General features: G+C 75.6%; 11 protein-coding genes. 5 read left to right on the forward strand and 6 right to left on the reverse strand.

Translation table 11 applies throughout. The features are described 5' to 3' along the window. Positions 1-49: 49 nt before the first annotated feature. Positions 50-454, forward strand: coding sequence for a hypothetical protein (locus tag ABD665_RS13735; RefSeq protein WP_204913222.1), 405 nt, complete (start codon positions 50-52; stop codon positions 452-454). On the opposite strand, the gene ABD665_RS13740 is transcribed toward ABD665_RS13735, so the two are convergent. The 3 genes from ABD665_RS13740 to ABD665_RS13750 are packed head-to-tail and all read right to left on the reverse strand — an operon-like array spanning position 436 to position 6375. Beyond that, on the reverse strand, positions 436-1335 hold the full coding sequence (locus ABD665_RS13740) for an alpha/beta fold hydrolase (RefSeq protein ID WP_204913223.1): 900 nt from the start codon (positions 1333-1335) through the stop codon (positions 436-438). The two genes, ABD665_RS13735 and ABD665_RS13740, sit on opposite strands and share 19 nt — an antisense overlap. Further along, positions 1332-4727 carry a bifunctional lysylphosphatidylglycerol synthetase/lysine--tRNA ligase LysX gene (lysX, locus tag ABD665_RS13745; protein ID WP_344742453.1) on the reverse strand — a complete coding sequence of 1132 codons (3396 nt, stop codon included), beginning with the start codon at positions 4725-4727 and terminating at the stop codon, positions 1332-1334. The genes ABD665_RS13740 and lysX overlap by 4 nt, the downstream gene beginning before the upstream one ends. Positions 4728-4782: 55 nt before the next feature. Continuing rightward, entirely contained in the window at positions 4783-6375 is a 1593-nt protein-coding gene (locus tag ABD665_RS13750) for a hypothetical protein (RefSeq protein ID WP_204913224.1), read from the reverse strand. Between the two features lie 86 nt (positions 6376-6461). On the opposite strand from ABD665_RS13750, the gene ABD665_RS13755 reads away from it, so the two are divergent. Next, positions 6462-6692 carry a hypothetical protein gene (locus tag ABD665_RS13755; RefSeq protein ID WP_204913225.1) on the forward strand — a complete coding sequence of 77 codons (231 nt, stop codon included), beginning with the start codon at positions 6462-6464 and terminating at the stop codon, positions 6690-6692. Here ABD665_RS13755 and ABD665_RS13760 read toward each other — a convergent pair. Beyond that, the gene (locus tag ABD665_RS13760; RefSeq protein ID WP_204913226.1) at positions 6689-7144 is read right to left on the reverse strand and encodes a ribose-5-phosphate isomerase; all 456 of its coding nucleotides are present in this window, start codon (positions 7142-7144) and stop codon (positions 6689-6691) included. The two genes, ABD665_RS13755 and ABD665_RS13760, sit on opposite strands and share 4 nt — an antisense overlap. 32 nt (positions 7145-7176) lie before the next feature. Beyond that, positions 7177-7956, reverse strand: a complete 780-nt coding sequence (locus ABD665_RS13765; protein ID WP_204913227.1) for a polysaccharide deacetylase family protein — start codon at positions 7954-7956, stop codon at positions 7177-7179. Positions 7957-8022: 66 nt separating this feature from the next. Between ABD665_RS13765 and ABD665_RS13770 the strand changes: the two genes are divergently transcribed. Continuing rightward, complete coding sequence (locus ABD665_RS13770; protein WP_204913228.1) at positions 8023-9492, forward strand: YcaO-like family protein; 1470 nt, start codon at positions 8023-8025, stop codon at positions 9490-9492. An 80-nt stretch (positions 9493-9572) separates the two neighbouring features. On the opposite strand, the gene ABD665_RS13775 is transcribed toward ABD665_RS13770, so the two are convergent. Then, a complete protein-coding gene (locus ABD665_RS13775; protein WP_425562165.1) occupies positions 9573-10328 on the reverse strand; it encodes a mycothiol-dependent nitroreductase Rv2466c family protein in 756 nt (251 codons plus the stop codon). 98 nt (positions 10329-10426) lie between these two features. Here ABD665_RS13775 and pepN point away from each other — a divergent pair, with 98 nt between their 5' ends. Continuing rightward, on the forward strand, positions 10427-13009 hold the full coding sequence (gene pepN, locus ABD665_RS13780; protein ID WP_204913229.1) for an aminopeptidase N: 2583 nt from the start codon (positions 10427-10429) through the stop codon (positions 13007-13009). Next, entirely contained in the window at positions 12910-13878 is a 969-nt protein-coding gene (locus ABD665_RS13785; protein ID WP_204913230.1) for a DNA-3-methyladenine glycosylase 2 family protein, read from the forward strand. The genes pepN and ABD665_RS13785 overlap by 100 nt, the downstream gene beginning before the upstream one ends. Positions 13879-13883 lie beyond the last annotated feature (5 nt).

Consider the following 13883-nt stretch of genomic DNA (forward strand, 5'->3'; position numbering starts at 1 on the left):
CCACCCCGGGCCGACACCGACGCCCCGCCGCACCACGAAGGGGCAGCCCGTGCCCGCCGAGACCCGACGCCTCGACCCCCGCGCCCCGCTGCTGGCCGTCGGGCTGCTGCTGCTCGTCGTGATGGGGTTCCTGCTGCTGCACGGCCCCCGCTTCACGACCACCGCCGCCTTCGACGACCCGACCGTCGCGGTGACCTGCGGATCCGTCCTCACGGTCGGCTGGCCCACCGACCACTCGTTCCTGTCGAGCGAGGGGTCGTCCTCGTGGGGCGACCACGTCCGGTCGGGCGAGCCGGGCCCCGAGGGACGGGCCGGGATCGCCCGCGACTGCTCCGAGCGGCGCGACACCTACCTGGGGTTCCTCGCGCTGCTCGCCGTGCCGGCCTCGGTCTGCCTCTCCGCCGCGCTTCGACCCGGCCGGCGTAAGGCGACGGGTCAGCCGCCGACGGTCTGACGCTCGGCCTCGGGCAGCAGCCCGACGACCGCGTCGGCGACCGCGTCGGGCCGGTCGACCATCATCAGGTGCCGGCTGTCGTCCACGACGACCTGCCGGGCGCCGACCCGGTGGGCCAGCACCCGCTGCTTGCGGACCCACCCCGCGCGGGTGCCGGCTGTCAGCACCACGCCGGGCGTGCCGGGCCAGGTCGTGGTCTCCAGCAGGTCCTGCAGGTCGGCGAGCTGGTCGCCGTACGCGGCCTGCTCGGCCACCAGGGTGGCCAGCGTGTCCGGACGCCGGAAGAGCTCCTCGGTTCCCGGCGGCCGGCTGTAGTCGATGCGCAGCCGCTGGCTCTGCGACCAGACCGCGACCCGGGTGGAGAGCGCCGCGGCGACGGCGAACGGCGGCAGCCGGGAGCCCTCCAGCGCGACCCGCGACGCGGCCAGCCACGCCCGGTCGAAGGCCGCCGACGGCCGTCGGGCCTCGACCTCGACGCTCGCGTCGAGCAGCACCAGCCCGCTCACCGAACCGGGGTGCTGCCGGACGAGCGCCTCCGCGTGCGGGCCGGCCATGGAGTGCGCGACCACGACGGGCGGGGTGCCCACGGCCTCGCACAGCTCGAGGAGCGTCGCGACCTCCTCGGCGAGGCTCGGCAGCCGCCCCGGCCAGGGCGTGTCGACCATCCCCGGCCGGTCGAGGGCCACCAGCCAGCGGCCCGGGAGCGCGGTCTCGACGGGTCGGAAGGCGTACGACGGGACGGCGCAGCCCGGCAGCAGCAGGACCGGGGTGCCCCGCCGGTCCTCGGGCCCGGGCACGACCTCGAGGTGGACGAGGCGCCCGCCCAGGGTCGTCACGTGGGAGCCGGCGGTGCGGACGACCTCCTCGACGGGGGCGCTCACCGGGCGTCCGTCCGCGGCCGCACCAGCGGGAAGGCGATTGTCTCGCGGATCGAGGCCTCCGTCAGCATCATCACGAGCCGGTCCATCCCCATCCCCAGGCCGCCCGACGGCGGCATCGCGTGCTCCAGCGCGAGGAGGAAGTCCTCGTCCAGCTCCATGGCCTCCGGGTCGCCGCCGGCCGCCTGCAGCGACTGCGCGGTGAGCCGCTCGCGCTGCTCGACGGGGTCGACCAGCTCGGAGTAGGCGGTGCCGATCTCGGCCCCGAAGGCAACCAGGTCCCAGCGCTCGGCGAGGCGCGGGTCCACCCGGTGCGGCCGCGTCAGCGGCGAGACCTCGGCCGGGAAGTCGGTGTAGAAGGTCGGCCGGACGGTGCGCGACTCGACCAGGTGCTCGTAGAGCTCGAGAAGCACGTTGCCGCGGGTCCACGAGCCGTCGACCGCGATGTCCAGCGTGCGGGCCAGCGCGACCAGGGTCTCCCGGTCGGTGCCGGCGTCGACGGGGGTGCCGGCGGCGGCCGAGATCGCGTCGTTCACGGTGACGACGGGCCAGTCGTCGGCCAGGTCGACCTCGTGCTCCACCCCGTCGGCGTCCGTGCCGCGCACGAGCGTTCCGCCGCTGACGGCCCGCGACGCGGCGACGACGATCTCCTGCGCCACGTGACGCATCGTCGTGTAGTCGCCGTACGCCTCGTAGGCCTCCAGCATCGTGAACTCGGGGTTGTGGGTGGCGTCGGCGCCCTCGTTGCGGAAGTTCCGGCCGATCTCGAAGACGCGGTCCACCCCGCCGACCATCAGGCGCTTGAGGAAGAGCTCGGGCGCGATCCGCAGGTAGAGGTCGAGGTCGTACGCGTTGATGTGCGTCCGGAACGGCCGCGCGTTGGCACCGCCGTGGATCGTCTGCAGGATCGGCGTCTCGACCTCGAGGAACCCCCGCGCGTCGAGCGTGCGCCGGACCTCGCGCAGGACCGCGGAACGCGAGCGGAGCCGTTCGCGGGCGAGCGGGTTCACGGTGAGGTCGAGGTAGCGCTGCCGGACCCGGATCTCGGGGTCGCGGATCCCGTGGTGGAGGTCCGGCAGCGGCCGCAGCGACTTCGCGGTCAGCAGCCAGCCCTCGACGCCGAGCGACACCTCGCCGCTGCGCGAACGGACGACGGTGCCCTCGGCCCCGACGTGGTCGCCGAGGCTGACGTCGTGCCGCAGCCGGTCGAGCTCCGCCGCGCTCAGGGTGTCCGCGCTCAGCAGGAGCTGGGCGTCGCCCGTCCAGTCGCGCAGCACGAGGAACACCACCCCGCCGAGGTCGCGCACGGCGACCACCCGGCCGGCGAGGCTCGCGGGCTGCCCGAGGGCGTCGGCGGTGAGGTCCCGGGCGGCCTGGTGGGGCCGGAACGACGGCGGGTAGGGATCGGTCCCCGAGGCGATCAGCCGCTCGCGCGTCGCCATCCGCAGCCGGACCTGCTCGGGCACCCGCGGCCCGCGCTCGACCGGGGCGGGCGGCAGGGCCGGGAGGTCGGCCGGACGGACGCTCGGCAGGTCCGGGCCGCGGCCCACGTCGAGCGGCGGCCGCAGGAAGGCCGGCAGGTCGATGAACCCCTCGGCGACGCCGAGCGCGGTGCCGACGAGCGCGATGTCGCGGGTCTCGGCGAAGCAGAGGAACCGCGGCTGCCACTCCGGGCGGAACTTCACGTTCGAGCGGTAGAGCGACTCGAGCTGCCACCAGCGCGACGCGACCAGGAGCAGGCGGCGCCAGAGCCGCAGGACGGGCCCGGCGCCGATCCGGGCGCCCTCCTCGAAGGCGGAGCGGAACACGGCGAAGTTCAGGGAGACGCGCCGGACGCCCAGCTCGGGGCCGGCGGCCATGACCGCGCTGACCATCAGCTCGGTGACCCCGTTGTCGGCGTCGGGGCTGCGGCGCATCACGTCGAGGGAGAAGCCGTCGCTCCCCCACGGCACGAAGGACAGCAACCCGGCGACGTCGCCGGCCGGGCCGGCCTCGTGGCGGGCGGGCGGGTACAGGGCCTCGACCATCAGGCAGTCGGCGTCGGCCGGGTCGCCGAGGCGCCCGAGGGCCATGGAGAAGCCGCGCTCGCTCTCCGTGTCGCGCCACGCGTCGGCGCGCTCGACCAGGGCGGCGAGCTCGGCGGGCGGGAGGTCGCGGTGGCGCCGGATGCGGACCGTGTAGCCGAGCCGCTCGAGGCGCTGCACGGCCTGGCGCACGGGTCGCATGTCGCGGTCGGCGAGGTGGAAGTCGCGGGGGTGCAGCACGGCCTCGTCGCCGATCCGGATGACGCGCAGGCCGAGGTCGCGGGCGTACGCGGTCGCCCCGGCCTCGCTCGCGCCGACGACGGCGGGCGTCCAGCCGTACGTGTCGACGAGCCCCTGCCAGGCGCGGATCGCCGCCTCCCAGCGGGCGGGCGGGCCGATCGGGTCGCTGCTGGCCAGGCAGACGCCGAGGTCGACGCGGTACGTGACCGCGGCCCCGCCGTCGGGCGCGAAGACGACCGACTTGTCGCGACGGGTGGCGAAGTAGGCGAGGGAGTCCTCGCCCGACTGGGCGACGAGCGCGCGGACGAGAGGCTCGTCGGCGGGCGACATCCGTGCGGCGAGCCGCTGCGACCGGGTGAGCATGAGGACCGCCGCCAGCAGCGTCGCGCCGAGCAGCAGGCCGACGACGGTGCTGATCCAGCTCGGCGGGCTGGAGACCGGCTGGGCGAAGGGGTCGCTCTCCGAGCTGAACAGCGAGCGGGCCACGCGCCCGGCGATCCAGGCCAGCCGGCCGCGCGGCCCGACGAGCTCGTTCGGGAAGACGGTCACGAGGGTCATCCCGACGCCGACCGTGACGACCAGCCCGACGACGAGGGTCAGCAGGGCCTTGCGGACGCTGCCGGGCGAGCGGCGCGCGGTGAACTCGGCGCGGTAGTGCACGAGGCAGGCGGTGAGCGCACCGAGCGCGGCCAGGTTGAACGCGAACCGCGCGTAGACGGGCAGCGCGCCGAAGTCGGTCTGGACGGCGAAGAGCGACGCGAGCAGCCCCGCCACGACGGCGAGGTCGGTCAGCAGGAAGAACGTGAAGATGACGAGGGCGAGGACCCAGCCGACCCGCTTGCGCCGGGCCAGCGCCGCCCCGAGGAGCAGCAGGAAGATGCCGAAGCCGATCGAGCCCTCGTCGACGGGGAAGAAGAGCGTCGAGCAGAGGTCGACCAGGGCCCCGACCCAGCCGACCCCGGGGAAGGCGGTCTCGAGGATCAGCACGACGCCGGCGAGGAAGAACAGCCGCGACACGAGGACGGGCAGGCGCGGCATCCGGGGCACGACCCGGCGAGCGTCGGACCGGGCGGCTGCGGGAGGGGCCGGGGCCCCGGCCGTCGACGGGGGCCTGACGGCCGTGCTGCTCACCCGCCCACTGTCGCAGACGTGATCAACCGCGGGACGGACCTGCCGCACGACCCGGTCAACGGCGTCCGAGGACCAGCGCGGCGAGGGCGCGGCGGTCGGCCGGGTCCCGCGTCCCGCCGGCCACGCCGTCCGCCAGGCGCGCCCGGACCTCCGCGGCGCTGCGGCGCGCCAGCTCGGAGGCGGTGACGCCCCAGACCCGCTGCAGCCGCTGGCCGGTGGGCTCGTCCACGAGGCCGAGCACGGTCGAGGTGTGGGCCAGCACGTCGGGGGCGACCGGGGGCACCACGCGGCCCGGCAGCCCCGCACCGACCGAGGCTCCGAGGCGACGCAGCCCCGCCAGCACCTCCGGCCCGGCCTCGGCGTCACGGGGGCGCAGCAGCAGCGCCAGCTCCAGCCCGGCGACGTCGCGGCCGGTGGGGTCGGCGGCCGCGGCCCGCAGGTCGGCGAGGTGGGCCACGACCTCGGTGACGGGTCGGCCCGAACGGACCCGGGCCAGGGCGATCCCGGCGCCGGCCAGCCCCAGCCCGGGCACCGCGGCGGTGGTCGCGAGCAGGTGGCGGGTGGCGACGTCGAGCAGGGCCGTGTCGCCGGTCCGGTCGGCCTCGCGGGCGAGCAGGGCGAGGGTCGTGGGCACCGCCCCCTCGTCCGCGGCGCCGTCGTCGAGGGCGTCGGCGAGCGTGCCGGCCAGCAGCTCGAGGGCGTCGCCCACGGAGTCGGGGTCGTCGCCGGACCGGTGGGCCAGGGCGTCCTGCAGCACCAGCCCCGCGGCCGCGCCGTCGAGGCGGACGGTCCCGGCGGGCGTCGTGGGACCGACGAGCAGCGCGGCCGCGGCGACGTCCACGAGGTCGTCGAGGTCGGGTGCCCAGGTCAGCGGCAGCGCCGTCGTCCCGCGGGCGGACCGCAGCTCCACCCGGTAGGCCCCGGGCTCGTCGGCCAGCACCTCGACCCGGTCGTCCTCCGGCACCACCTCCAGCCCGGGTGCGACGACGGCGACGTCCGGGCCGCCGCGCAGCACCGCGGTCTGGTCCCGCTCGAGCCAGGTGGTCCGGGGCAGCTCGGCGACGAACGCGCGGCGGGCGTCCGGCACGACCTCCCAGCGCCAGGCCACCGCCCACCGGTGGTGCGGCGCGAGGACCACCGGCCCCAGCAGCAGCCCCCCGGCGTCCACGCCGTGCTGCGCGCCCGCGCGCAGCGAACCGAGGAGGACCGGGCCTTCGCCGTCCTCGGCCTGCACCGCGTACGCGGCCCGGGCCCCGGCGGCGAGGGCCGTCACGACGGTGCCCGGCGCCGCCCGCCAGCCGAGGCGGACTTCCGGGAGGGCGAGCTCGGCGTCGGTCTCGTTGGCCAGGACCACGCGGACCGCCCAGCCCTGCTCGACCGAGTGGCGCACCACGGTGGTCAGCCCGCCCCCGGAACGGGCCACCTCGACCTCGTCGACGTCGACCCCCACCCGCGGGGCCCCGAGCGCGAGCGGGCCGTCGACGCCCGTCACCGTCAGCTCGCCGCAGGCGCCCAGCCAGGGCAGCGCGGCCGCCGGGGCGCCGGCCGACGTGACGGTCCCGTCGGCGTCGATGTGCAGCACGAGGCCCGGCGCACGCAGCACGGTGGCCGGCTCGGGAGGCGGGTGCGGGGATGCGGTGGGAGTCATTCGTCCGTGTGCTGAATCATCGCGGCTCGATAACGCTTGCGTGTCCGGGCTCCGCTGGGCGCGAAGTCGCTCCTAGCGTGGGACATGTGCCGACCGACCAGGGCCGCCGACCGCGCCAGGCCCACGCCGAGCGAGACCTGTGGCCACGCGACTTCGGGCGTGACGGGGTCTCGGGCCTCGTGACCCTCGACCGCGCCATGCGGTCCCGCGACGCGGCCCGTCCGACCATGGCGGACGAGCTCGAGGCCGCCGAGGTGGTCGACGGCCTGCTGGCCCGCATCGACGGCCGCCGTCCCCGGGCGTACGCCGCCCGCTAGCGCTGGTCCTGGGCCTCGTAGGTCGCGAGCAGCGCGATCCTCCGGGCGTGGCGCTCCTCGCCGCTGAACGGCGTGGCCAGGAACACCTTCGCCAGCTCGACCGCCTCCTCGTCGGTGTGCATGCGCGCACCGATGCCCATCACGTTCGCGTCGTTGTGCTGACGTCCGAGGCTGGCCGTGTCGCGGTCGTAGACCAGCGCGGCCCGCACGCCCCGCACCTTGTTGGCGGCGATCTGCTCCCCGTTGCCGGAACCGCCGACGACGATGCCCAGGGAGCCCGGGTCGTCGACCACGGCCGCGGCCGTCGGGATGCAGAAGATCGGGTAGTCGTCCTCGGCGTCGTACTCCACCGGACCGTGGTCGACGACCTCGTGGCCCTCGCCGCGCAGGGCCTCGATCAGGCGGCCCTTGAGCTCGAACCCCGCGTGGTCGCTGCCGATGTGAACGCGCATGGCTGCAGTCTGGCAGACCCTCCGCGACCCGCTCAGACCCGCTCGACCGACCAGTTCGACACGAGGTGGGTCAGGCCCAGGCCGGCCACCGCGCGGTTGCCGAGCTGGTCCGGGTCGAAGCGCGTCCCGCCCCGCCAGGCGCCGATCCGCGGCGGCCGGCCCACCGCCCGCTCGACCCGGCGGAACGGCTCCACGACCTCGTGCTCCAGGTTCGCGTCGTCGACCTCGGCCGCCGCCACGTGGCTCGTCGTGTGCCACCCCACTTCGTGGGTCCGGCCGATCTCGCCGAGCTGGGCGTCGGTCAGCAGGCGGCCCGAGGTCGGCGCGTGGAAGATCGGGAAGAAGACCCCGCGCAGGCCGAGCTCGACGCACAGCCCGGCGGCGAAGTCCGCCGTGCGCGCGAACCCGTCGTAGAAGCCGACGAGCACCCGCACCTCCCCGGGCGCCTGCTCGGGACCGTCGAGGTCGAACGACCGGCCGAGCTCCGCGGCGCGGGCGAGCTGCTCGCGCACGACCCCCTGGTTGCGCCCGCGGATGCGGTGGAAGTTGAGGGCGAGCAGCGGCCGCTCCAGCAGCGTGGCCTCCAGGCTGCCCGGCTCGTGCTCGCCCAGGTCGTCGCCGTCGAGCAGCCGCGAGGCCAGGTCCACCTGCACGCGGTAGGCGGTCGCGCCGTACGGCCTGACCTCCTCGGGCCCGGCCGCCGCGGTGCGCAGCAGGACAGGCACGCCCGCTCCCCGGTGGGTCTGGGCGAGGATCAGGTCGCGCAGGGCCGCCGGTCCCTCGCCGGTCCTGCTGATGTCCCCGTGCTGCACTATGGTGCCGACCTCTCCTCGCGGGTGTGGTCGCAGTCAAGCAGAGGACCGACGGAGGGATCAGGGGTGCTGGAGCAGGGTGGGTCGTCCGGGGCGGGCGCGTCGGACGCCGTGGCCGCGTACGCCGAGGTGCTGGGCCGGTCGGGACGCGTCCTGGACTTCGACATCTCCGGGCTGGACCACCTCGGGGTGCCGGTGACGAGCTGCTCGCTGCTGGTCGACGGGATGATCGTGCAGAACGGCAACGGCTACGGGCTCACGACGGAGGCCGCCCGGCTGAGCGGGCTCGGCGAGCTCGCCGAGGGCGTGCTGGCGGCCGACCACGTGCGCGGGCTGCGCACCCGGGAGCGACGGGCCTCGTACGCGGCGCTCGTCCGTGCGGAGGGCGCGGACCGTGTGGCCCACCCGGCCACGCTCTGCCTGCCGGCCGGCTCGGGCTGGGACGCCGGGACCGAGATCACCTGGGTGCCGGTCGTCCGGGTGCGCACGGGCGAGGAGGTGTGGGCCCCGCTCGACCTCGTGGCGAGCGACCCGGCCGACCGCGCCGGTTCGCCGGACGCCGCGCTCGTCGTCCCCGTGACCAACGGCCTCGGCGCCGGGCTGGACGACGTCCGTCCCGTCCTGCACGGGGCGCTGGAGATCCTGCAGCGCCACACGAACGGGCTGCGGTTCCGCGCGCTGGACGCCCGCTCCCCCGAGATCGACCCGGCCGGCATCGGTGGCGAGGCGGCCGCCCTCGCGGCCCGGTTCGCCGCGGAGGGCGTGGAGGCGGTCTTCAAGCACGCCGCCACGGGCTTCGGCGTGTGCTCCACCTACGTCATGGGCGTCGACGCCGACGACGCGACGCCGATCCGCGTGACCGCCTGCGGCGAGGCGGCCGACCCGTCGGTCGACCGCAGCCTGCTCAAGGCCCTGCTCGAGCACGCGAACTCCCGCGCCCGCAAGGCCTTCTGCTTCGGCGACCGCGAGGCGGCCCGCGCGGTGGCCGACCCCGACTACTGGGCGGCCGTCGAGCGCGGTCGTTCCGGCGGCGGCGCCGGCGGCGAGCCCCGGGCGATCGCCGCGATGCGGGCCTGGCACGACCTCGGCGCCGACCGGCTGCGCGCCCTGACGGCGCCGGACCGGTCGCGCCGCGTGACGCGGGCCGAGATCGAGGTGCCCGGTGCCGAGCGGACGGCGGGCGACCCGCTCCCCCGGCTGCTCGCCGACCTCGCCGACCACGACGTCCTCGCCGCGACCACGAGGGTCGGCGAGGTGCACGTGGCGAAGGTCCTCGTCACCGGCCTCGAGGTCGAGACGCTGTCGTACGGCCGGATCGGCGAGCTCGGCGCGGCCGACCTGCTCGGCACGGACCTCGACCTCGTCCGCCGCGGCGACGGGCCGACCGAGAGGCACCCGGACCGGGTCGTGCTGACGCCGGACGCGGAGGAGCGCCTCGGCGGACCGGTCTGGTACTCGTACGCGACGGCCGAGCGCATCGTCGGCGCCCGCTACCCGCTGTACCGCGAGCCGTCCCGCCACCTCGTCGAGGTCTAGCGGGTCCTGGTCCCTCGGGGACGTTGCCACCTGTGCACCGACGTCGATGCACAGGTGGCGACACTGTCGTGCCGGGAGCCCTAGTCGAAGATCGGGTCCACCGTGCGGGTGCGCTTGAGCTCGAAGAAGCCCTTGTACGACGCCAGCGCGAGCACGCCGTCGTACACGCGGCCGGCCTCCTCGCCCTTGGGCGCCGGGGACATGACCGGGCCGAAGAAGGCGACGTCGCCGACGTGGATCACGGGCGTGCCGACGTCCTGGCCGACCGGGTCCATGCCCTGGTGGTGCGACGCGCGCAGGGCCTCGTCGTTGTCGCCGACCTCACCGGCGTCGGCGAGCTCGGGCGGCAGGCCGACGTCGCGCAGGGCGGCCTCGAGGACGTCCCTGGTGAAGCCCTCCTGCCCGGGGTGGATCCGGGTGCCGATCGCGGTGTAGAAGGCGCGCAGCTGCTCCTGGCCGTACTGCTCCTCGACGGCCAGCGCGACGCGGACCGGGGCCCAGCCCTTGTCGAGCAGCGTGCGGTAGCCCTCGGGCAGGTCGCGGCCCTCGTTGAGCACGGACAGGCTCATGACGTGGAAGACGGTCCGGACGGGGCGGACCTTCTCGACCTCGAGCATCCAGCGCGACGTCATCCAGGCCCACGGGCAGATCGGGTCGAACCAGAAGTCGACGGTCTCCACCTTCGACGTGACCGGCGCCGCGGCCGTGGTCCGGGAGCGGAGCTCCTCGGCCACCTCGCGCACCTCGGCCACCAGGGCCTCGACCGCCTTGCGGGTCTGCTTCCCGAGGGCCTCGAGCTCGGCCTTCGCGTCGGTCTGCTTGCTCTTCTTCGCCATGGGGGAAGCCTAGGCCGTGCCCCCGTCCCGCACCGGCCGTGGTGGACCGGGCCCGGAAGGGCGCGGGCGCGTCAGAGGGCCGTGGAAGGATCGCTCCCATGTTCCCCGACAACCTCACCAGAGCCGAGGCGCAGGCCCGCGCCGCCCTGATCGGGACCGACACGTACGCGGTCCACGTCGACCTCTCCGGGCGCGAGGTGGACGACCCCACCACGCTCTTCACGTCGTCGTCGCGGATCCGCTTCACCGCACGGGACGCGGGCTCGCTGCACGTGGACCTGATCGCCGAGCGGGTCCGCTCGGCCGAGCTGGACGGCGTGCCGCTCGACCCCGCGACCTTCGTCGACTCCCGGCTGCCGTTCGACGTCACGCCCGGCGAGCACGAGCTGCACGTCGACGCGGTGGTCCGCTACAGCCGCAGCGGCGACGGCCTGCACCGGTTCGTCGACCCGGCCGACGGGCTCACCTACCTCTACACCCAGTTCGAGCCGGCCGACGCGCGCCGGGTCTACGCCTGCTTCGAGCAGCCCGACCTCAAGGCGCGGTTCTCGATCTCCGTGCTCGCCCCGGCCGGCTGGGCCGTCGTGTCCGGCGGCGCCGTCGAGACGCAGGAGCCGGTGCCGACGGGGGACGCCGGCGACGGCCTGCTGCTGACGACCTTCGCCACGACCGAGCCGGTCTCGACCTACCTCACGTCGCTGCTGGCCGGCGACTACACGATCGTCGACGGCGAGCTGGACACGGCGAAGGGCCGCATCTCGTCGCGCGTCATCTGCCGCCGCTCGCTGGCCGAGAGCCTCGACACCGACGCCATCCTCGAGGTGACGCAGGGCGGGTTCCGCACCTTCGAGCACCACTTCGGGATGCCGTACGCCTTCGGCAAGTACGACCAGGCCTTCGTGCCGGAGTACAACGCCGGCGCCATGGAGAACATCGGCCTCGTCACCCTGCGCGACGAGTACATCTTCCGCAGCCGGGTCACCCAGGCCTCCCGCGACTACCGGCAGGAGGTGATCCTGCACGAGCTCGCGCACATGTGGTTCGGCGACCTCGTGACCATGCGCTGGTGGGACGACCTGTGGCTCAAGGAGTCGTTCGCGACCTGGTCCTCGAACTTCGCGGTCGGCGAGCTGACCGACGACCCGGCGTCCAACTGGGCCTCGTTCAGCGCGGGCTCCAAGACGGGCGCGCTGCGCGCCGACCAGCTGCCCTCGACGCACCCGGTCGCCGCCGACATCGTCGACCTCGAGGCCGTCAGCACGAACTTCGACCAGATCACGTACGGCAAGGGCGCGGCCGTGCTGGCCCAGCTCGTGGTGTTCGTGGGGCGCGAGGCGTTCCTCGAGGGCGTCCGGGCCTACTTCGCCGAGCACGCCTTCGGCAACACGAGCCTGGCCGACCTCCTCGCCGCGCTCGAGCCGCCGTCGGGTCGCGACCTGACCGCGTGGTCGCAGCGCTGGCTGGAGACGGCCGGCGTGAACACGCTCGCCCTCGAGGTGGAGACCGACGGCGACGACGTCGTCACCTCGGCCGAGGTCGTGCAGACCGCGGCCCCCGAGCACCCCACGCTGCGCCCGCACCGGCTCGCGGTGGGCTCGTACGACCTCGTCGACGGCCGGTTCGCGCGGACGGCGTCGGAGGAGCTGGACGTCGACGGCGAGCGCACCCCCGTGCCCTCGCTGGTCGGGAAGCCGCGCCCGGCGCTGCTGCTGCCGAACGACGGCGACCTGACCTTCGCGAAGGTCCGCCTGGACGACCGCTCGCAGGCCGCGGCGCTCGAGCACCTGCCGCTCGTCGCCGACCCGCTGGCCCGGGCCGTCGTGTGGGCCTCGCTGTGGGACGCCTGCCGCGACGCCCGGCTGCCCGCCCGCGACTACGTCGACGTCGTGCTGCGCACCGCCGCCGTGGAGACGGTCCCGACGCAGCTGCGCAACGTGCTCGCCCAGGCCGCGCTCGCGGCGAACTCCTACACGGGCCTGGCGGAGCGCGCGAGCGTGCAGGCGTCGTTCGAGGAGGGGCTCTACGCGCTGCTCGGCGCGGCACCGGAGGGTTCGGACGCGCAGCTGGCGTTCACGCGCTCCTTCGCGGCCGCGACCAACCCGGGCCGGGGCGCCGACGTCCTGGCCGGCTGGCTCGAGGACCGCGACGTGCCCGAGGGCCTCGTGATCGACCGCGACCTGCGCTGGCTGCTGGTGGGCCAGCTCGCCCGCCTCGGGCGGATCGACGAGGCCGCCATCGACGCGGAGCAGGCCCGGGACAACTCGAGCGCCGGCGCGGAGCTCGCCGCCGGGGCCCGCGCGGCCCGGCCGACCGCCGAGGCCAAGGCCGAGGCCTGGCGCCTGGCCTGCGAGACCGACGAGGTCACCAACAGCGTGCAGTCCGCGATCTGCGTCTCGTTCGGCGCGCGCGGGCAGGACGAGGTCCTCGCGCCGTACGTCGAGCCCTACCTCGCGATGGTCGAGGAGGCCTCGGCGCTGCGCGGGGTGTGGGCGACCAAGGGCGAGGCGCTGCGCACCAGCGCGGTCCGGAACCTCTTCCCGGTGCCCGCCGACCGCGAGCCGTTCCTGGCCCGGCTCGACGAGTGGCTCGCCGGCGTCGAGCTGTCGGCGTCGCTGCGCCGCATCGTGGTCGAGCGTCGTGCCGACTCGCTGCGGGCCCTGCGCTGCCAGCAGGCCGCATAGCCGGCTTCGGCGCCGCGCGGCGCCTGGGGACGACCGAACCGTTCGACGGGGCGACGCTGTTCGCCTTCCTGCGGCGGTTCGCCGTCCCCGGCGTCGAGGCGCACGACGAGGTCGGCGGCGTGCTCGGGCTGACCCGCACCCTGCGCCTGGCCCACGGGCCCGGCGCGGTGCGGCTCACCTGGGACGGCGCCGCCCTCCGGCTCGCGTACGCGGGGCACCCGGACGACGAGGACGACGCGGTCGTCCGGGTGCGCCGGCTGGTCGACGCCGACGCCCCGGTCGACGCCGTGGCCGCCAGGCTGGGCGACGACCCGCACCTGGCCGACGACGTCGCGAGCAGCCCGGGGCTCCGGCTGCCGGGCGCGACCGACACGGCGGAGGCCGCGATCCAGGCGCTGGTCAGCCAGCAGATCTCGATGGCCGCGGCCGCCCGCTGCTCGGCCAAGCTGACGGAGGCGTACGGGGAGCGGCTCGTCCTCCCGGGCGTAGCCGACGGGAGCGAGACGAGCGTGGGCTGGCTGTTCCCCCGGATGGAGGCCCTGGCCGCGAGCGACCCGGCGACCCTGCCGATGCCGCGGGCCCGGGGACGGGCGCTCGTCGGGCTGGCGGGGGCGCTGGCGTCGGGTGCGCTGGTGCTGGACCCGGACGCCTCCTGGCCGGAGCAGCGGGTCGCGCTGCTGGCCCTGCCGGGCATCGGTCCGTGGACGGCCGACGTCGTCGGCCTACGGGCGCTGGGCGCCCGTGACGTGCTGCTCGGGACCGACCTCGCGATCCGGCGCCAGCTCGAGGCGCGGGGCGTCGGCGCGACGGCCGCCTGGGCGCCGTACCGCAGCTACGCCACGGTCCACCTGTGGCGCCCCTACGTCTGAGGGGC

Source organism: Microlunatus spumicola (genome assembly GCF_039536445.1).
GTDB lineage: Bacteria > Actinomycetota > Actinomycetes > Propionibacteriales > Propionibacteriaceae > Microlunatus > Microlunatus spumicola.